Raw genomic sequence first — 19,777 nt, 5'->3', positions numbered from 1 at the left:
AGTACAATGGCTGATGTGCTGGATTTGGGCTGGCTGCCCGACGCGATCGTCCGAGCGGTCGTCGAGTTCTTCCACACGAGTTTGCTGAACACGCTCAATGCCATGTTCGACTACGGTATGATTCCGCTGTTGAATATAGATCCAGCAATCATGACGAGTGAGGCAGTTACGGGCGCTTGGGATAGTGTCTTTGAACTCTCGATAGCGCTGCTGCCGATTCTTATCGCCGCTGGGTTGATTGCGATGCCGTTCAGTCAAGACTCGGAAGCGTCCCTCTGGAACATGGTTGCCCGCTTAGTCGCGGTGCTGTTTTTCATCGCAATCTCACAGCCACTGTTTGGATTCCTCATCGAGGCATCGAACGTCATCACTGATGCACTCGCCCCGGACTCATTTCTGCTTAGCTTCAACGCAGATGTCGGAGGAGAATGGGGATCGACGTTCGGGATGGGTGTCGAAACGATGGCACTACTGGCAGCTGTCCCGCTGATGTTCATCGGGACGATTGTCGCCTCCCTGCTACTGGTACTTCGGCAGTTCATCATCGTTACAGTTGCTGTGGGAGCACCCTTTTTCGCCGTCCTCTGGTATGCTAACTGGGGCCCGATGAGAGCTGTGAGTGGCTTTGCTTCGACGTGGCTCCGCATGGGTGTCTACGCGTTGCTGGTGGGACCGATAATCGCACTCGTAATGCGCGTATTCAACGTGATTGCAACAGGTGGATTGGCTCCGAGCGGAGACCTTGCTGAGTTCTATGTCTCGGCAGCACTCGCATTGATTTTCCCGGTTATTCTGTTCGTCGTGATCTGGAAGACAATCGGCTGGGCCGGCCAGCCACTCGGTATTGACGCCGCGTTCACGATGACAGTGGCCGCCGCAATCGCAGCCACTGGCGTCGGAACAGTTGCTGTCGGTGCCGGCGCTGGTTCAGCGGCTGTTAGCAGTGCCTCCAGTTCTGGAACTGGAGCGGCGAGTGGTGGTAGTAGTGGCGGCGGTGCCGGTACTGCCAGCAGCAGTGGTACTGCGTCTGATCCATCCGCCTCGACCGGGAACTCTACCATCGGTGGCACAATGCGAAGTAGTATCTCGGATGCATTAGGGACGCGAGAATCGGCTGTCGAGGAAAGTGTCGATTCCGCACCCGGATTCATATCTAAAGGGAAGGGATCCGTCGCCGGGATGATTTCTGGTGCCCCGGGCCTGAACGCAGCACGTTCACACGCGAAGCACGCTGGTTCAGCCGCGAAGAAACTGGGTTCGAAGGCGAAGAGTAGTGGACTGGGTGGCGCTCGGAGAGCAATTGGGTCGGAGAGTATTGATAATCATCGGAGAGCAATCAATCAGAATCTTGCTGCCGCCGACGAAGCAGATGCGAACCGCGACTTCCTGACTGAGGCGTACCAAAACGGTGAATTCGATATCGCTGAGGCATCCAGTCGGGGAATTCTCACGGGAGCTGAAGAGCCAGCAAAAGGTGTCTCAACTCTGACCCCAGATTCGGAAGGGAAAGTGATCTACGAGGCTACATCTGGCGGGGAAGTTACGATTGATCTTAACGACAGAGCTCAAAGATTCGGTCAACAGGCTGTGACACTGAGAGATGATGCCTCTAAGTCGGCTAAGAGTGTAAAACAGATTAGGACCGCACAGGCTGCGGCAAAGGCTCCAGGACGAACTGCGATCACGACCGGGCGAGCAACCAAAGAAGTCGGGAAGACAGGACTCAAGGCTGGAAAGGTCGGTGGAATCGTCTTTGCAGGAGCGATGACTCAAACCCCCTACGCAGCGTACAATATGGGAAAGCGTGGCGGTACTCATCTCATCGGTCCTGGAAACGACAAACTGGCTGATTCAGCAGACGAAGACGACATTGACTGGGCAACCCAAAGAGAGGGATCGATCCAGGCTTCTGACCCCCCATGGGAGAATGACGATGGAGGTGAGCAATCAGAGACGCTATGAGAGCATATCTAGAGCTACGGTGTTTCGATCTTGGTTCTCCCCTACAGAGCAAGACGTTATAGCGTAGTAACGGCATAGAGTGTGTGTAGAAACCCGTGAGCGCGTCGTTCGATGAATGCGCTCAACGTACATATCTATAATCCCCATGAGCCGATGAAACTCCTCAACACCGTACTTTCCGTCATCATCTTCCTCAGTATATTCGTCACTGTTGAGTACGTGACCTACCGATTCATGGAGCGAGATCACGAGAAACGGAGCATTTACCGGCTGTTCTTTATTATCGGCTGGTCGGCGTTAGCGCTTATTCACATGTGGGTAGTCGCTCCTTGGCTCAATCTTCCACCGACCGCTGTAATTGCACTCGGGCTCGGGATTATAATCGTCTTTATTGCAGGCGGAATTGGCCTGCCTGTGTTCAAATCAGTGGATGCCATCGGACTTTACCCATTCGCAATGGTCTATCAGATGTTCGCGATACTGTTGCTCTTTGTCGAGGCAGTTTCGTGGGCCACCTCCTCTCTCCCAGTTCCAGAGTTTGGCTACCTCACAGCTATCGTTCCAACAGACGCTCGGATCCAGGCGGCTCTCGGCTTCGTTGTTGCCGCCTCGATTGTCTCAGTGATATACTACAATCCGCGTGGAAAAAACGGATACCACTATGCTATGGGCCGTCATATAACACCGAGCGTCGATTACGAAAAGTTCAGACAAATCCATCAAGAGAATGAGACCGCTCAGGATGAAGGTGGCTCATCGAATGCTACGGGTTCAGACGAGAGTCAGCACCACTCTCACCCCTCCAAAGCACCAGCGAGAGCAGCTAACTACGAAGCTTTCGAGTACGACTGGGCGAACTCAGAAATTGGCTTCGACGACGTCGGGGGCTACTACGAAGTCAAGCAGCGACTCACAGATGAGGTACTCCAGCCGATTCAGGCAGCAATTCAAGGTGATGAACGCTTCGACCGTTTCGGAATCGAGCCGTCAAGAGGGATTCTCCTTCATGGACCACCAGGAACGGGGAAAACACTATTTGCTAGAGCGCTAGCTGGAGAGCTTGCTGTCCCATTTGTGGAGTTGGGCCCTGCTGACATCACGAGTAAGTGGATCAACGAGGGCCCGCAACGAGTTCGCCAATTGTTCGAAGAAGCTGAGTCGGTTGGTCCATGCGTGATCTTCCTCGACGAGGCCGAACATCTCCTCGGCGGTCGCGAGGTCGGCGCCGGCGGAGCACACGCTGAAGACCGGAAGATTACGAGCGAACTCCTGGTTCACCTCACTGCAGATGATCGAACAGCCATTGTTGTCGGAGCGACGAATCGCCCCGAAGACATCGACCCAGCGATTCTTCGACCAGGACGATTAGCCACGCATATCGAGATTGGTCTTCCCGAAGAGGAGAGTCGTCACGCGATTTTTCAGTCGAAACTGCAGGGGGTTCCGCACGAACTCACGGGTGATGGTTTTGCAGATCTCGCAAGGCGGAGTCGCGGTCTCAGTGGTGCAGATATCGAAGAAGTAGTCACGAAAGCGAAGCGGAATGCGGCGACGCGAGATGCCGACAGGATTTCTCTAAGAGACTTCCCAAGCGTCGAGGACCACAATGTGACCAGTGGGTCATCCTCCTCTAACCGAACTCCCGATGTCCGTTCTGGCGATACCGACTGGACTGGCTCTGCTTCAGACGACGATTCTGCCGTCGGGTTCCAGTGAGATTTAGTCAAGGAAAACAGAGATCCATTGCGGTTAGTTACCCCACAAAACCGAGCAGAGATTGATAAGTGGGGTAACTTAGATAACAGATCACCGATGAAGATCCGATCAACCATGAGGACACCCCGTTTGCAAGATGAGGATGTTAGATACTACACAGTACACACCCCCCCATTTGCAAGTTGAGTCTGTTGATCAGTATATAGTAGGGGGTCCGTTTGCAAACTGAGCGGATATATAAGATCGTTGAATCTCAAAGTCCCCACTCACCCCATCTGCAACTTGAGCTACCACGTAATCGCGAGATCGGCCGTAACCCCATTTGCAAATTGAGCGATTGGTGATTTTCATTAGAGGCCGAAGTACCGATCCACCCCGTCTGCAACTTGAGCTGCCAACCGATTTCTGCAATCAGCTACACACCCGATGTGCAAATTGATCATAGCAGTGCTCACGGTGAGCATCAAAGTACCCACCCACCCCGTTTGCAAGTTGAGTGATTAGAAGATGAAAGTTGATTTTCGAGTGGTGTGAGTGGCTTCTCAGCTAGAGGTGTTTCCGATCACACCCCGTTTGCAAATTGAGCCGGTCAGTGATATTTGAGACAGAGAATGGATGAGGCATTGAGATAGAAGAGAAACGCGAAACCGGTTTCAGAAGTTTTTGAGATTTGTTTGAACAACAGATTTCAGTAGTTCCTCATCTTCCAAGACGTTCGCAAACCGTTTGTCCTTGTCAGCGAGCGTCTCAACCATTGCCTCCGCAGAGAGGTTATGGAAAATATATTCAGCGAAGACACCCATCTCGTTGCCACGGCCTTTTCGATTGAGCTCAATGACCTCGTAGGTGTCGAGTTCACGCATCCACCGCAGGAAACTGTGTTTCGAGCGCTGTTCGATGTTTTCGTGGTCAGTGATCCAGTTGTACAACGTGTGCGCCACAGTTGCTGGCGCCGACATTTCGGTGAGATAGTCAGACCGTCCAAGTTCGGTCTGTCCGTAGAGATTCACTACGGCCGCAGCAAAGAGTGACACCTGCTTCTGGAAGGAGACGTTCTCAATGACATCAACGACATAGTTCTTTTCGACCTGGTTTTTCGCTTCCTCGACGTGGGATTTGTGAACAGTCTGCATCTCGCGGCGGTTCGCAATGTTCCCTGCTTCTCGGAGCAAATCGATTGCAAATCGGGCATCGCCTTCTCCCTGGGCGGCAACCGCTGCGACATATGGTATGACATCATCATCGAGAGCATCCTCGTAGAAGGCGTCGCGGCGGTGGCTGAGAATTTCTCGGAGTTCGTTGGCGTTGTAATCTGCGAAGGAAACTTCAGTAGGATTGAACGTGCTATCCGTCCGTGAATTAAGGCCACTCATGAGGCTATTCGGACTATTGGTGGTCACAATGAGCGTAAATGAGCTGTCCATCTTCCCGATACGCTTGGCACGAGACAATTTGTAGAGAATATCGGAGAAGGCAGGAGGTTCGTCTTTATTGCGGCTGTCGCCAACAAGGAGATCCAGTTCGTCAAGGATGACGATGCCAAAATCGAGATACTCGTCGACAATGTCGAACAGACGGTCGTAGCGTGAACTCGTCGAGACACCTGTCTTGGAAGTGTACTCCAGGTCAAGCTCACGCTCGAAAGCGTGAGTGATTTGATGGATAGCTTCGTGCTCGGATTTTTTGTGTTTACCGTTTACCTCGACGAATTCCATCTGAACATCGCGAGAGGCTCCGATTTTAATTGCCTTCGTCGCAACAGTCCCTGCGATGAGTGTCTTGCCGGTTCCAGACGGGCCTCGCAACAACATATCTTCAGGTTGGTCACCGTGGAGTGCTGGCTTGATGATGTTGATGACCCTATTAAGTTGTTCGTCACGGCCGACGATGCGGTCCTCGTCGACGATCGTGTCCGGCTCGATGAGATCCTTGTTGTTGAAGACAGTATTATACTCACTTGTGAGTTGGTCCGTTATCGACAACGGACGCTCGCTCTGTTCTCCAAGTTCCTCTACCATGTTACTATCCGGTAATGGCGCATATTGCAAGAAGCTTTCCCACCATGTGCAAGTAGAGTGTGCGTACAAGATGAGACTTTAATCTGTCCAATCCCCCCCCCCTTTTGCAACTTGAGCTAGTGAGCAGTTGCGAGGGATACAGCGAGGCCGCAAGTGAGGTATTTTGGCACTTAGAGAGTATTAGAGCAGTGAAAACAGGAGGTGCAGATGCATACCGATACAGTAAACAGAACTAGAGAGGGTCTCTAAAAACAACAATTTGTTTGTTGTTTGTGATATTATTTCTGAGGACTACGGACCTATTTAAGTTTAGTATATTTAAATCTTTTCCAAATTAAGAACGATACTAACATCAGCTAGTAAAGCCCTTCAACTTCCTAAATTCGCTGTATGAGCCGGATTGTGTCTCTATACTCCATTTCTTCTTCTCACTCTCTCACCCTAGCTCAAGTTGCAAAAGGGGAGGGGGAGCCATTGATATTCTCCACTGTGAGTCGCAAGAGTGGCTGTACAACGAGAGTGAGTCAAAGTTACCCCACAAATTCAAAGTATGTTCGCCTCGTGGGGTAACTATGGAAGAGAGACCCCCGACTCCGGATCTTCCAAAGTATCTTCGCGAGCCACTCGAGAAACAGTCCCCGGAACGGCTGGAAACGGTAGCGGCTTACGCAAGTGACCTTGCCGAGTGGAAACGAGGACAGCGAGAGGCAGAGCTGGAACAACGTCGAACTGAGGAAGAAGTAGATGAAGAGGAGCTTGAAGAGCTTAGTGAACGAGATATCTCGACCGATCCCGAGGACTATAGCGATGTTCCGGGTGGAGCCTACATCACGGTGAAGACCACGAAGAAGACAAATGACGCAAATTATAGATATTACTACTGGCAATGGAGAGAGGGCGACTCCTGGAAGAATGAATATATTGCTCCGGTCAATCCGAGAGAGTAGTGTTCTTACAGAAAGTTCATTCCACAGATCCGCACGAACGACAGAGTAGACCAGATTCGAGTCATATCTGGATGCCTCTAAGGCTCGGTTCCAACTCCCGAACTGCTCTACATAGATCCTCGTCCGTCGGGCAGGTCGGACAATGAGTTTGCCCCGTCCGAAATGTCTAACCGCAGTGGCGACACCCGTATCGCGTGCCCGGGTCTTTTTCAGAAAGCCCTTCTCGACAAATCTCGAACCGTAGAGTCAAGTATACCGAAGAAAGAAATTATAGAACCTACGTATGGATATTCCGACTGAACTATTTACTCTCTTTTCGGCTCAGATTGAGCAGCACGATGGGAACTTCGTTATTGAGGTTCCGAGAGGCGAAGTCGATACTGGCGATGTCCAAGGCTGTGAAACCTATCGCGTAGCGTTACTACCGGGACTGGCCAACGGCGATCGTGACGATGCTACCGTGTCAGATTCGGACAGTCGTCCAGCCCAGTCGGACCCGCCGGTTGAAGAGGGTGAACGACGGACTGTCGAGATTGAGAGTATTGGTGACCAGGGCGACGGTATTACTCGGGTCGAGCGTGGATTCGTCGTCATTGTGAGTGACACTTCTCTCGGTGAAGAAGTGACCGTTGAGATCACGAATGTTAGAGAAAACGTCGCGTTCGCGGATGTAGTAGACCGCCCGGGCGACATTGAGAAAAAGGGCTAACGGCGCTCACTCTACGCAAACAGCTTTCTCCGTCAGAAGAGCCAGTCGCTTTTTCGCACTGATTACGGCGATAATCACGATCAGGAATTCTATTCCAACTGAGAGCTGCCACCTCTGATTGGCTTGGGCCCGCAAGCATAATACGACGATACGGACCGAAAAGACAGAATCCAGAGAATTGATTTCAGCACTGTTGGGATGAATCAGCTGATCAGTGTGCGTGCGAACGGACCTTTTTCCGCCTCGGGTTTCCTCGCTCACTTCGTTCGCTGTGGGAACCACTCGGCGCAAAAATCTACGCTAAAAAGGCTGAACCTCGGCCTTCGGCCTCGGTTCAGTGAATCACGCTCACTCTGTTCGCGCGAATGCTCGCTGGTCACTGCTTCACCTGTACTGACCACTTCGAAGTTGCGCCAACTATTCTATGACACGCTGGCACAGGTTGCGTTTGTGCCTGACGTAATCGTTCAGAGACAGAAGCTGGTGTGTTATCGAGTTTTGCAGCAACGTCTTCGAGAGAAGCTTGTCGTGGGATATCAAAATAGCCCAACTCGTACGTATCGCCGTCTATGGTGACCTGGCTCTCCTCTACCGCCTCCAATAGCGCCGACTGGGTCTTCGGCGGCGTGCGGTTTATCTCGTCGGCCAGCACGATGTTGGTGAAGATGGGGACCTGGTTGATCTCCTTGAAAGCAAGAGACGGACAACTACTTGTTCTAGTCAACCACCACATTCGGTGGATGGTCTCCTTCCGAAACGTACAGCAGGATATCCCTCCATTCGAGACGGTCACCCTCATCGTCGCAAACGTGCTTCCACTCGTTGGCGTCGTCGCTCTTGAGTGGGATCTCACCGCACTTGTCTTTCTCTACTGGTTCGAACTCGGGATCCTCTCGTTTTGGGCACTGCTTAAAGCGCTGTTTGCCGGTCGTCCTTCGGAATTCGATTCCGATCCGCTGATTGCCGGCGCGCTGACGAGCAAGCGGATTTCAATTCCAATCCCGTTCACCGACCTCGGGATTCAGCTCTCGACACTACCTGTCCTCGCTGTTGCCACCCCTATTCTCACACTCATATGGTTCTTTGCAGGTGTCACGACTGTAGGCGTGATCGGCCCGGAAACACCCGATCCAAATGCACTAATGATGGTGACGCTCTCTGCTTTCGGCATCTTTCTCAGCGAGGGTGCCTCGACGCTTATCGATTATTTCCACCGGCAAGGATACCGCGAGATCAGCGCCCAGACAGCGATTCAGGGGATTTTCATGCGTGGAGCAGTAACCGGCATCGGGGGCTTGTTCACGGCGACATTCGTCGGACTCGTCGCGGACTCGGTTTCATCCGACGATCCGATCACGGCAGTCGATCCAACGGTCATCGGTCTTCCAATTTTGGTCGGGATCGTCCTTGTGAAGTTCAGTTTCGACCTCGGGGGACTATACCATGACCGACTCGCTGCCTTCGACGAGGCATCGTCCTTCGAGCTCGGGTGGGCATACGAGCCACCGGTCGACGAACCAATCGAACCGATGACCACGATAGGTGATCGACTACGACCGTCCGTCGCGGGCAGATTGCTCGGCGGGCTGTCGGTCTCGAACGTCCGACGTCATCCGGCTGCGGTGGTCATCGGCGGGTTCATCCTGCTCATCGCGCTCCTCTTCGCGATGGGACGCGTCTGGAACATTGTTCTCGCCGTTGTCGTGGGAAGTTTCGCCGTTCCGGCGGGATTACTCACGATCGACTACGGGTTGCGATACGGCGGCATCGAGTATCGGGTCTCCGGGGACGCACACGATATCGTCGCCTATGATCGGCTATTTCGGACGCGAGTGTGGAAAATCGAGCTGCGGGGCGAAACCAGATTACGCGTCGAACGTAATCGAATCCACCGGTGGCTCGATACCTCAACAGTCGTTATCGAGGGGTCCGATCGGGTGCTCAGGCTTCCACACGTGCGTGATCCTAAGCCGCTTCTTGACGTGTTCGATCGGAGTACCAGCAGTGCCTTACGGGAAAAACAATTATAGGCGATAGTCATAACGATGAGAACGACACTCGGTAAGTACCACCCCAGAACGTCTCATATCAGGCCGAGCAATTCCAGGCTACGTCGATGCCCTTATCCAACTTTCCTCGATTCTCGTCGTCTCCGTCCGATGGCTCAGGATCGGTATCGTCTATCATATCCTCAACTCAACTTCCACCGGGGAAGTAACCGCGGTGCCGCGGCGTATGGAATTTCTGCTTACTGGTTTTCGAGGGCGTTAAGGACGCAGGCAGCGGCGATCACCGCTTCTTTTGGGACGTTGCTGGCATCGTCGATACTGACCGTGTAGGTATCCCGAAGTGAAAACTGACCCTCAACATCGCCTACATGGTTGCTGTCAGCGTCGAATATCTCGTATTTGTTCGGGATGAGGTTCGCAACAGAGATGAGGTGACGGAGCGCCGAGAAGAGCTTGTTCTTCGACCGAATGGTCGCTAGCGGCTCTCCAGTGTTCGGGTCTCGAATCGTCCAGTTCTCCACGAACAGTGAGAAGTCTTCGTCGAGGACGACGACGTCCTCACCGTTGCCCGCATCCGTGATGGCGTAGTTCCCTGCGATATCCATGATGCCGCCCGCTTTCACTGTGAACGCGTCCTCGTCGTCGCCAGTGACGAACGGGAACTCCTCTTTCATCTTGAACATCGATCAAGCCCTTGACAGAACGACAACAGACTGTACTTCGGACCGCGTACCTCACGGATTCCTTCGAATCTCCCGATGGCAGCACAGCAGAAGAAGTCGCCGCCTCTCTCGACATACCGGATCAACGCTCCTTCACCACCTGCGAGCAGGACAGCGAAAGCTACTCGACGCCTGTCTCGACGACAATACGTGACCCTCCGAGAAGCGTTGACTGTGACTGCTTCGATCCGATTTAGACTAGATGAGTCTGAACCGTCGATTCGTGCTTCAGGTAGAGAAACACAGACTAGACTAATATGTTCCCAAAGACGCAAGGGTGAGTATGGTCTTAGCGGAACTGGGTGTTGTTGCTGGTTTCGCAGTTATTACTCTCGTGTTCTGGTCGCCGCTTTTAGCTATCACACGTCTCCGTGAGCTGTTTCGCTGGCCGACTAGCTGGCTCGTCGTGAACTATCTGTTCATCGGCGGCGGGATAATCGCAGTACAGTCCCTCTCATATTTCGTCATTATGCTCCTCACTGCAGGGACTGGTGCGGTCACGGGAAGCGACGCAGCTGGTATCGTTGGCGGTGTCGTCGTTTCCAATCTCTTTCTCCCAAGTGTCATCTCGCTTGTTGCACTCCGAATTCTGCCCAAGCGTGGCTATTGGACGCCCATCGGCGACGGATTGAACGGCCACGTCGCCATCGGAATCGGAGTCATTTGGTATGGGGTTATCACGTCCATTGGATTTGTTCTCATCGGACTTGCGCTTATGTTTGCGAATCTGCCAATGTGACGCCGTCTTCGTGATGTCGATACCATTTCGAAAAGAGAGTTAACTATGCTACAGTAGCAAACCTCGCCACTATCGGTATAATCAATGGTTCGCTCCTTCTTAGGGCTGTACTGCATCAACCAAACATGGCTCAGTGGATATTGACTATTCCCATACCAGAGGGTACAAAGAACCCACCTACCGGACAGGGGAGAGTAGATACAAGTTGAATCTAACATACAATCCACTCGCGTTCTCCCAGAATATATATCACTCACCCCTACTGAACCATGGAGTAGTGTCCGTACTACAACCCCTCCCTTTAGAGCAGAGTTTGAGACGGGTGTCACGAGTCGTTGTAAGCACTGTCGCTGTCTTTCTGACATTTCGTCTTACTGATGGCTTCGTACTAGGACTCGGGGTGGCATTTGTGCTGGCAATGCTACTGGATATTCCATGGTGGCTCCACAAGCGCTACGCCACGCAAAATGAGTGATACACACGCAGATCGACTGCTAGAGGTTCCTGCCACATAATCCCAGTAAAAGCTGCGGGCAAAGTACCTAGTGCGGATCATCTACTTACCTTGGAGTTCGGGCTCTCTTTAGACCTCAATCGCTATCGGGTTGGTAGAGTCGGAACTATTTTCAGCAATTGTTTGCTACCTGCCCAGTACCGTGGAATGGCCGCCTTGGGAACCGCTGGACACGTCACAACTTGTGGCTGGCGTGCTGATTTCGATCCTCATCATGGGGATGTTCCTCCGGACGGTTATCGACGCCACTTCGTTCACCGAGATGCTTCAGGCGGTCGGCGGAGTGGCAGTTCTGTGTCTGCTGTTTGGCTACCGAATTGTGAGTCCGAACCTTCAGAATCCGAAATCTGGCGCGTTACTATTCTTCGTCGGCGCAGTTACTGCGGGAATACTTGTCGTGCTTACAGAAAACCCGTTTTCGAACGAATTGCTCGCTACGTTTGGGGTACTCATCCTATATGCAAGTGTACTCCTCGTGTCGCCGTATTTTGACTTTTCGACAAGAGCTATGGGTGGGGTAGCTATTCTTGTCGGTGGTAGTTTCATTGCCCTTGAGTGGCTCGTGTTTCGTGTTGGGAGCGGCGCTGAAATCGACACGTATATTTCGGGAGTTCTACTGTCAGTGCTCGGTGTGGTAATGGTCGCTCGGCCAGATGCATTCGATAACGTAGCTGAGAAGACAAGCGAGTGGTGAGCAATACAAACAGCTGTGGCTCTGTGAAGTCCTATAGCATGCTGGGATTGTCACCCTCTACGGTCAGTATAGAAGAACGCCGTATTACCTAGTACTGCTTATTCCGAATTGCTACATTGAGTGATCTCGGTGCCTGAGAAGCACGTGCTGATTGGTTCATAGCTTTTCGCCGCCCCGATATAACATAAAAAAACCACAGGTAGGGTAACTGGGACAGAAAACAATCGTCTCGGTTAATTATCCTGGAAAATGACATAGGGATGATATGAGTTTGTTCAGTCGCCTCAAAATTGGATTCGGAATGGCTCGCCGAAGTGGCCGCGTACTCAGAGCTCACCCGAAACTGCTCTTGTTCCCACTTATCGGTGGTTTCTCCGGTATTGCGTTCATTGCAACGCTGTTCGGAAGCTTGTACTTCGCGGATTCAGCTCTCCAGAATCCCGGACTCGTGCTATACGGGTCGTTATTTGTCGCGTATCTCGTCGAAACGTTCGTAGCATCGTTTTTTACAGCAGCTCTCGTCGCAGCGACACGCACCGTCTTCCACGGCGAGGACCCGTCAATTCGTGGGGCACTTGCTGTTGCGTGGAACCGGAAATTACTCCTATTAGTTTAGTCGATCATCGCAGCAATCATCGGCGTTGTCATTCGACTCATCGAATCTGAGGACAACATCGCAGCACAGGTTGTCGCTGGAATATTTGCGGTCGCGTGGAGCGTAATGACCTACTTCGTTGTCCCCGTAATCGTCTTCCGTGACCCGTCGATTAGGGAGATGCTCTCGGAGAGCGCGAACACATTCAAAGAAACGTGAGGTGAATCTATCGGCGCCATGGGAACGATTGATGTTGTCTCGTTACTGTTAGCGCTTGTCGGCGTCGGACTCGGCGCGCTCACGTTCGTCATCACTGCTGGCCTAGGACCAGTCCGGTTGCTCGCAACCGTACTGATTGGTGGTTCCGCGTTTCTCTTCGGGCTCCTGGTCGGAAAAGCCCTCAGCGGCGTCGCTAAGACCGCGCTCTACGTCTATGCGACCGAGAGCACCGCGCCAGAGTTCTTTGAGGACATGGACCTTTGCCACTCCATACAGTTCGTCACCACGGGGAGCTACTCGTCTGTCTGGCCGCCGACCTCTGCGGTGACCAGTGCAATCCCGAAGACGAATAGCCCGTAACCCGCGATTCCCGCCGCAAACGACTGCTGGAACAGGCCGATCGTACTTCCTGCGCCGATGCCCCCGCCGAGCATCCCAACCTTCCGTGATGTGCCCTCGCCGGACATGGTTCGGATCGTTTCGACGTTGTCGAGCACAAACGCCGTCGTCGTCCCGTATATGAGCGGAGTCATCGCCACGAGACTGAGGTTCCCGTCGTCGACGACGACTGTCAGTGCCATCACTCCGAGACCGACAACTGCCGAGAGGACGTACCGAATGGACCGTCGCATAGCGGCGTGTCGTCCACGCTTCACTTCACTGTCTGGGGTTATATCTTGTACGCCATTCCTATCAGATTTTGAGGGTTAGTTTCGAAAACTTGCTATCACCTGCCTCACGCACAATCTCGACCAATCACTCTACTCAGAGCGTGAGTTCATCGGCCAAGTATAACGAAACACCCGTAGAGCACGAATAGTGCTCCAATGAGCAGCCCGCCACCGAACGTCCCAATAGTTGGTGAAGCAATGATGCCGAATGCGACGACCCCACCACCAAGGAGTAGCCAAAACAGTCCACTCCAGCGATGATTGAGGCGCTTGAACCATGGCGAAATACGGGGGGAGAACAACTGCGCAAACCCAACAAGAGCGAGGGCGATGCCCGCAATGACCCCGTCGGTGTTGACAGGATCGCCTGTGAATACGAACACGCCTATGCAGAGCACTGCGACCAGTAGCGTACTGGCTCCAGCCCATATTCCACCAAACTCTTCATCGGTGTCATTCATTGGTAGAGATCGTCCGGTAATCAGAAAGCACTCCTATCCACAATTTCACCCTTTGGATGGCAATGGATAGAAGTGAATTGATCCAAACTCTCACGCTCTGGTTCGCCGTTTTGATTTTCATTCAGACAGCCCCTGGAACTTCTGACAGTCAAGTATTAGACGTAATCGGAATTGTCGCAATTTTGCTAATGTATCTTCTTCCGTTGTGGATTCTCATTGAACTTGTCTCAGACTTCGTTGTGGATCAGTAAATCGGTGAGAAGGGTATTCAGTTCGCACGCTATCAGATAGTGGTTACAGAACACAGATCAAGCACACATCGCTCAGTACAGATTCACATATAGCAAACTCTTCGGTCACGTTTTGTTTATCCTCCCAGTTGAATCGGCCATGAGTAAGTCCTCAAGCACAGACTCTACCGACGCTAGTGGCTCGATACTCCGCTCGTTTCCCTCACGTGATCCAATTGGGATTGTTCTGGTTGTCACGGGGGCATACGGTTCATTGGTACTTTCTAGTTACTTATCGATGGTATTGGCAGGGATGAACGGGGTTGGCGCAATTCTAATTTTCACCTCAGACTCGACGACCTCGACAAATACAGCGGGATATTTCTTCGCAGTTGTCTCGTGGGGACTAATGGCATTGAATGGGATGACAACCCGCGTCGCAATTCCAACACTGTTCACTGCCTTCTGGTTTGGGTTCCAGACAGAGCGAAAAATCTGGGCCGAGCGGATCACCGCTTGAGAACCTACACCTTCCTCGGGTGGATACGCACGCGAATAACTCAGATTTATACAGAAGGAATTCGATGGTCTGGGTGGGTACTGTGACAAAACTCTACCGACGCATAGACGCATGGACAAGGAATCTCTCGCGCGGAGGATATGCAGCGTTGGTAGGGATTCTCACCGGTGTCGCTGTCCTCATATTTAGCCTCCTGCTAAATGATTGGCTGCCCTTTCAAGCAGCATTGATGACTCTCACGATGGCTACCGTCTATTACATACTCGACCCGAATAGCCGAGTTGAGTAGGAGTCATCAGGGGGGTGTCGGGCTCGCATCCCCTGACTGAACGGTAAACCCTTCATCTATACTGAGCAGAAGGCTGTCAGGGCGGTATTTTCTTACGAATGGCCACTTGATATCACGCAATAATGGTTGGGCTGGGGACTCTGATTATACTACTCACAGTCTTCGCTGTGATGACTCTGACTCTCGGTCTGCTACTCCGGTTGCTGAAAGACGCTGATGGACTCTGAGCAATTGACTGACTGAATGTTTTATCTGTACCTTCCGACGAAGGCCACAGCAATCCCGATGGCAATGATGAAAACAGATGGAAGCACTACTACGGAGAACGACTGAGTTGTCGCTACTGCGCCGCAAAGGCTCCCAATTCCGATCAGAACGACACCAACAGATTCCAGCTGACTCATTGATGCGGATTGCTGTAGTTAGTTCACAACCGACGAGCGATTTCGTATGCGATTGATGTTGGGAGAAGGATAGCGAATATGACCAGAGTGATTTCCTCTATGGTTAGACCAGATTGTGTAAGACTACTGTAAAATAGAGTGAGCCAGTGGCGATGACGCTAACAATAGCCGCAACGGATCGGGGGTCAGCCCATGAGGACGGGAACTCAGAGTCAGACATCTACCATTATTACTCCTATCGATCTGAAAAGTTCTTCTTCTGTACTGAGTGGTCAGTCAGCGAGAGACGCTCGCGAAGTTGCATGTGCGTTTTGAAGGCCTCATCCAGAATGTGTGGAGCTGTTTTTGTTACGAAATTCAGCAACCAATCCGCCGATCCCACAGAGGACAAACAGACCAGCGAGAAGGTACCACTCACCGTCAAGATACTGTAGTGTACCGATTGCGATAAAACCGCCATACATGAGTGGCTGATAGAGTGGGTGGCTTCGAACATCCTTCACCGCCGCTGCGAGTAGCATCGGAACGACGATTATCCAGAGGACAATGGAATAGAGTGTTGGTGGCCCGGCATAGACGAACTCAAAATAGGTGGCTGCGCCGACCAGTAGCAACATAAACAGCAGGGCTCTTGGACGGATTCGATTCTGGAGGGTTTGGAGGGAACTCATCTAAATAGATTATTTCTCCAGTATCATATACTCTCTATGCTACTCTTCTACCGACCATGTTTTCTCGTGACGCGATACTCCCTGACCCCATATAATTAACAGATAGATGAGTCAACTACGACTATGGCATCAGCCGGTACCAGTGACCCGGAAGTGGTGCTTGCGGACCTCGAACTGACGCGCGGGCTCACCATCCAAATGACCGCGCTTAGCACCCTCGGGCTGGTCGTCGCCGCAACCGTATTTGGCGGCCTCTACTAGGTTGTTACTGGCCAGCCGGCGTCTTTCCAGTTCGCGCCCGGCGTCGCCTGGTGGACCAACGCGCTGGACGTCCTCGTCATACTGGTGCTCGGGATGGTCGTTCTCGTTCCGCACGAGTGGCTGCACGGACTCGTTATCCGGTACTATGGTGGCGAGGCGAGGTATGGCGTCGGCATCGCACACTTTATTCTGCCGTACGCATACGCCACGACTGACCACGAGTTCACGCGCAACCAGTTCATCGTCCTATTGTTGACACCACTGGTCGTGATGACTGCCGTCGGCGTTCCGCTGATGCTGGTCTTCGAGTGGGGGTGGCTCATCGTTCCGCTGGCAGCCAACGCCGCTGGCGCAATCGCGGACCTCTGGATGACGATGACGCTACTCAGTTTCCCTGCGGATGTCCGTCTTGAGGATCATCCCAACGGCGTCCGCATCCTCGGCCATGAAAGCGACCGGCCACACGGAATCTCTGTGACTGGTGTCGTCTGGGACGCTCTCTCTGGTGCCGCCGTCACGGCCATAGGCGTGTTCATCCTCCTCGCAGCGGGTGGTCCGCTGGCCCTCGACGCCCTTGGCGTTGATTCCCTCACAATCGGCACACCAGACACGGTCACGTTTCTGTTCTCGTTCTCGTCAACCCCAACCGAGATTTCGATGGTCGTCGGCCCCGCCGTACTCGGCATCGGCGCTGTCGTCGGACTGGTGTACGCGTTCGTTCGAAGCTATCGGCGTGCAAAACCCGCAGTCAGTGAGAAATGACTTATAGATTGAATGAACATCTGAAAATCATGCGCTCTACAATAAATAAACGCGTATTCAGTGAGCCGGACGGCCGTCGCATTTCGCTTTTCTATTTTTGCATAGCACTCGCCTTCCTGAGCATGTACGTCTATTTCGGATGGATTCTCAGTAGCGAAGATTCATTCTTTTTTCCACTCCTAATGGGTGTCGGATTCGCATTGCAGGGCATCGCTGAGTCACGTCCGAAGCGCCGGCGACAGACAGCCGGTGTACTTCGTCTCACGGCGATACTCGTGTATCTGTGTGGCCTCGTCGCTATCGTCTACGTTCCCAGGTTCTTATTCGGGTGACCGTCGAAATTGCCCTCGTGATAGTCTTCAGGAAGGTTACATACCAATGAAACGAATGTCCGTTGATCGGTCCCTTCCACTCGCTACTGTGTTCGGACTCCTCGTTGAATATCTCGTCTACCAGTTCTTGCTCTCGGATTGGCATCTCGCGCTAGTCATCGCCACAATTTACGCCGGCGCAGCGTACTTCTATTTCGCATTCGATATCGCTCTATTTGGGTCACATGTGGAGTTCAAGGCTCGATCTGACAAGATCGGTTATGCAATCGGGTTGTTCGGGGTGAGTGTGAGTCCCTTAGCGCTCGGTGCATACAACGGATCACAAGAGTCGGCTGTCTTCGGAATCGTCGTCTGGATCATTGGGATGATTGCTTTCTCGTTTTGGCGACGACAGCTGCACATCGTGAAACCACTATGTGAGGTGGACAGCGCGTTTCACCAGAGCTAATGACCTACGAAGAGCGGATCTCTACGATGCCCTCCACGGATACTATTGAGCGTCCACGAGAAGCCCTGAGCGTCGCCGGACGATACCTCAGACGCGAGCGCCTCGTCAGTGCACTTGTCGTAACACTCGTCGTGTCGCTGTTCCTTGGGACGTACGTTACGACATCACTCTTCCCAGCGGTTATCGTCGCCGCAGTATTGGTCGTCGTTGCACGTGCTCCGATACTGCAGTCTACGGGAACAGTGCAGCTGCGAACTGATGACGATTCCGAGACTGTTCTCAATGCGCTCACGGGGCCGACACCGCCGGTGCTCGCACTTCAATGGGGAGTCGCTGACGAAGTCACCATAGGAGATGGGGCACCGTCATATCCGACCTCGTATCTGTTCGGATTGCGCTCTGTCAAACCGACTGTTCGTACTCAGGTGGAAACGTCCCCGAACGGGGAGCACCGAGTCGAGATAGCAATTACGGTGAACGACAACCCCTGGGCGACGTACATCGCAACAATCCGTGATGCTGACGACCAGACCATCGTCGATGTCGAGTATACGTCTAACCGACGTTTCGGTCTTCGGCGCGTACCACAGCAGCTACTCGCAGAACGGTACCGCGATGCTGCGCTCATGGCTCAGGGATATACAGTGGTTGAGCGCGATGCACACTTCGGGCTCTGAGTGACGCAAGCCATCAGCTCCCCACTCTATTGACGTTCAGACAGAACACCGTACGGAACAAGCGTCGCCGTAGACTGCGAATCTATCGTTCCGAAGAGTCTATTATCCGACCAATCAGACTTGTAGACATGGACACCAGCCCCTCCAGCGAGAGCATATTCGGTATGCTCGTGTACTTCCTCTTTTTACTCCTAGCAGTGTTCCTCGGCCCACTCGAAGCGGTACTGGGTTTGGCACTTTATTGGCTACTCGGAGACGATGAGGAACAGAGACAGACACCCAGTTGAGCAGCGTTACCCGTTCCGCTAGTTCTGGATATATACTGACCGCTTGATGACATTCTTAAAAAGCAACTATGACAGGCTAACCAGACCTGAGGAGACCCACGCAAATACCAAGTTACGGGACGTTCTATTGTCTCTTGAACGTGTACCTGAGTAGGTCCACTGTCTTCGGTTCTGTAATCCTTGTTGCCCTCATCGCAGGCGGAGCTTTGGTTGTCGCTCAGTTCCCAACGCTGTCGGTCGGGAACGTAGCCATCCAGACGCCCGTAGTGGTCGGTCTGATCAGTGGGCTTCTCCTCGTCCCATCGGTCGTCTCTCAGTATCGGTCCGGAGAAAATCGTGAGTCGATACGGTGGACACTATTCGCAGTTGGAATTCCGCTCTCACTCACACAACGCTCACCGTTTGATTGGGTTGGCGTTCTGGCCATTTTACTGAGTCTCGTTGTGGCGTGGGAAATTGACCGGCGTATCTTCCGTCTCACGTCTCAATAGGTCTGTAAACTGTATCTATCGAAACTATTCGTCACACCGAAGCGTTTTCCACCAGCCGATTTGGAGTGAAACAGTCGCTCAGTAGGTGTGCCTATCTCTCAGAAGTGACGAACAGGACAACGAGTGCCAGTCCAAAAGATGTCGCCGACAGCGGCTTCCAGTTTCCCGTCTTTCCAACGTGGTAAGTGGCCACACAGACTGCTAAAATTCCCACCAGAGACACAGTTACTTCGACTTTCTCGTCGACGACGAGCTTCGGTACTGGGGCCTCACTCATGAGCGCAATTCATAACAGATTAAATTATAACTGGGCTCTGTAGTTTCGATACACTGCGCTGGATTTCACGGGTATCGGACGCTCCGGCGAAGGTTGTAGACGGTGGCTTTGAGGATGATTTCACGGAATTCGAGCCACCAGCTTCGCGCACG

General features: G+C 52.7%; 16 protein-coding genes and 4 pseudogenes. 12 read left to right on the top strand and 8 right to left on the bottom strand.

What is annotated here, in order from left to right; translation table 11 throughout:
* Positions 1-6 precede the first annotated feature (6 nt).
* Together VJ162_RS15850 and VJ162_RS15845 are read left to right on the top strand one after the other, a co-directional pair.
* Entirely contained in the window at positions 7-1,962 is a 1,956-nt protein-coding gene (locus VJ162_RS15850) for a hypothetical protein (protein ID WP_324665695.1), read from the top strand.
* 153 nt (positions 1,963-2,115) lie between these two features.
* Positions 2,116-3,678 (top strand): AAA family ATPase, encoded by a 1,563-nt coding sequence (locus VJ162_RS15845; RefSeq protein WP_324665693.1) that lies wholly within the window; start codon positions 2,116-2,118, stop codon positions 3,676-3,678.
* 653 nt (positions 3,679-4,331) lie between these two features.
* Here the strand turns inward: VJ162_RS15845 and VJ162_RS15840 are convergent.
* Positions 4,332-5,696 (bottom strand): Cdc6/Cdc18 family protein, encoded by a 1,365-nt coding sequence (locus VJ162_RS15840; RefSeq protein ID WP_324665692.1) that lies wholly within the window; start codon positions 5,694-5,696, stop codon positions 4,332-4,334.
* Between the two features lie 572 nt (positions 5,697-6,268).
* Between VJ162_RS15840 and VJ162_RS15835 the strand changes: the two genes are divergently transcribed.
* Positions 6,269-6,643: a hypothetical protein gene (locus VJ162_RS15835; RefSeq protein ID WP_324665690.1), complete on the top strand. Its 375-nt coding sequence runs from the start codon at positions 6,269-6,271 to the stop codon at positions 6,641-6,643.
* Between the two features lie 283 nt (positions 6,644-6,926).
* A complete protein-coding gene (locus VJ162_RS15830) occupies positions 6,927-7,352 on the top strand; it encodes a TRAM domain-containing protein (RefSeq protein ID WP_324665687.1) in 426 nt (141 codons plus the stop codon).
* A 376-nt stretch (positions 7,353-7,728) separates the two neighbouring features.
* Here VJ162_RS15830 and VJ162_RS18525 read toward each other — a convergent pair.
* Positions 7,729-8,022, bottom strand: a pseudogene (locus VJ162_RS18525) (AAA family ATPase); the annotation flags it as partial.
* Here VJ162_RS18525 and VJ162_RS15820 point away from each other — a divergent pair.
* The gene (locus tag VJ162_RS15820) at positions 7,922-9,382 is read left to right on the top strand and encodes a DUF6498-containing protein (protein ID WP_407066868.1); all 1,461 of its coding nucleotides are present in this window, start codon (positions 7,922-7,924) and stop codon (positions 9,380-9,382) included. The pseudogene VJ162_RS18525 and the gene VJ162_RS15820 sit on opposite strands and share 101 nt — an antisense overlap.
* Before the next feature lie 218 nt (positions 9,383-9,600).
* On the opposite strand, the pseudogene VJ162_RS15815 reads toward VJ162_RS15820, so the two are convergent.
* Positions 9,601-10,044 (bottom strand): annotated as a pseudogene (locus VJ162_RS15815) (hypothetical protein); the annotation flags it as partial.
* A gap of 11 nt (positions 10,045-10,055) precedes the next feature.
* On the opposite strand from VJ162_RS15815, the pseudogene VJ162_RS18520 reads away from it, so the two are divergent.
* From VJ162_RS18520 to VJ162_RS15805, 3 genes and pseudogenes are all read left to right on the top strand, one after another.
* Positions 10,056-10,237 (top strand): annotated as a pseudogene (locus VJ162_RS18520) (helix-turn-helix domain-containing protein); the annotation flags it as partial.
* Positions 10,238-10,366: 129 nt separating this feature from the next.
* A complete protein-coding gene (locus VJ162_RS15810; protein ID WP_324665681.1) occupies positions 10,367-10,822 on the top strand; it encodes a hypothetical protein in 456 nt (151 codons plus the stop codon).
* 656 nt (positions 10,823-11,478) lie between these two features.
* The gene (locus VJ162_RS15805) at positions 11,479-12,030 is read left to right on the top strand and encodes a hypothetical protein (protein ID WP_324665679.1); all 552 of its coding nucleotides are present in this window, start codon (positions 11,479-11,481) and stop codon (positions 12,028-12,030) included.
* A 1,107-nt stretch (positions 12,031-13,137) separates the two neighbouring features.
* Here VJ162_RS15805 and VJ162_RS15800 read toward each other — a convergent pair.
* The 3 genes from VJ162_RS15800 to VJ162_RS15790 all read right to left on the bottom strand — a co-directional run bounded on the left by VJ162_RS15800 (position 13,138) and on the right by VJ162_RS15790 (position 16,090).
* Complete coding sequence (locus VJ162_RS15800; RefSeq protein ID WP_324665677.1) at positions 13,138-13,476, bottom strand: hypothetical protein; 339 nt, start codon at positions 13,474-13,476, stop codon at positions 13,138-13,140.
* Between the two features lie 146 nt (positions 13,477-13,622).
* Positions 13,623-13,976, bottom strand: coding sequence for a hypothetical protein (locus tag VJ162_RS15795; protein ID WP_324665675.1), 354 nt, complete (start codon positions 13,974-13,976; stop codon positions 13,623-13,625).
* 1,763 nt (positions 13,977-15,739) lie between these two features.
* On the bottom strand, positions 15,740-16,090 hold the full coding sequence (locus VJ162_RS15790; RefSeq protein WP_324665673.1) for a hypothetical protein: 351 nt from the start codon (positions 16,088-16,090) through the stop codon (positions 15,740-15,742).
* Positions 16,091-16,213: 123 nt separating this feature from the next.
* Between VJ162_RS15790 and VJ162_RS15785 the strand changes: the two genes are divergently transcribed.
* From VJ162_RS15785 to VJ162_RS15770, 4 genes are all read left to right on the top strand, one after another.
* Positions 16,214-16,351, top strand: coding sequence for a hypothetical protein (locus VJ162_RS15785; RefSeq protein ID WP_324665671.1), 138 nt, complete (start codon positions 16,214-16,216; stop codon positions 16,349-16,351).
* 93 nt (positions 16,352-16,444) lie between these two features.
* Positions 16,445-17,113 carry a DUF3267 domain-containing protein gene (locus VJ162_RS15780; RefSeq protein ID WP_324665670.1) on the top strand — a complete coding sequence of 223 codons (669 nt, stop codon included), beginning with the start codon at positions 16,445-16,447 and terminating at the stop codon, positions 17,111-17,113.
* Positions 17,114-17,892: 779 nt separating this feature from the next.
* Entirely contained in the window at positions 17,893-18,570 is a 678-nt protein-coding gene (locus VJ162_RS15775) for a hypothetical protein (RefSeq protein WP_324665668.1), read from the top strand.
* Between the two features lie 128 nt (positions 18,571-18,698).
* Positions 18,699-18,857 (top strand): hypothetical protein, encoded by a 159-nt coding sequence (locus tag VJ162_RS15770; RefSeq protein ID WP_324665666.1) that lies wholly within the window; start codon positions 18,699-18,701, stop codon positions 18,855-18,857.
* Between the two features lie 582 nt (positions 18,858-19,439).
* Here the strand turns inward: VJ162_RS15770 and VJ162_RS15765 are convergent.
* Together VJ162_RS15765 and VJ162_RS15760 are read right to left on the bottom strand one after the other, a co-directional pair.
* Positions 19,440-19,625 (bottom strand): hypothetical protein, encoded by a 186-nt coding sequence (locus VJ162_RS15765; RefSeq protein ID WP_324665664.1) that lies wholly within the window; start codon positions 19,623-19,625, stop codon positions 19,440-19,442.
* Between the two features lie 65 nt (positions 19,626-19,690).
* Positions 19,691-19,777: pseudogene (locus tag VJ162_RS15760) on the bottom strand (IS5/IS1182 family transposase); the annotation flags it as partial.

Origin of the sequence: Haloarcula sediminis (assembly GCF_035656455.1) — an archaeon.
In the GTDB taxonomy this organism is placed as follows: Archaea; Halobacteriota; Halobacteria; order Halobacteriales; family Haloarculaceae; genus Haloarcula; species Haloarcula sediminis.
Note: the sequence above shows the minus strand (reverse complement) of the source record. Positions and strands in the feature narration are given on the sequence as shown.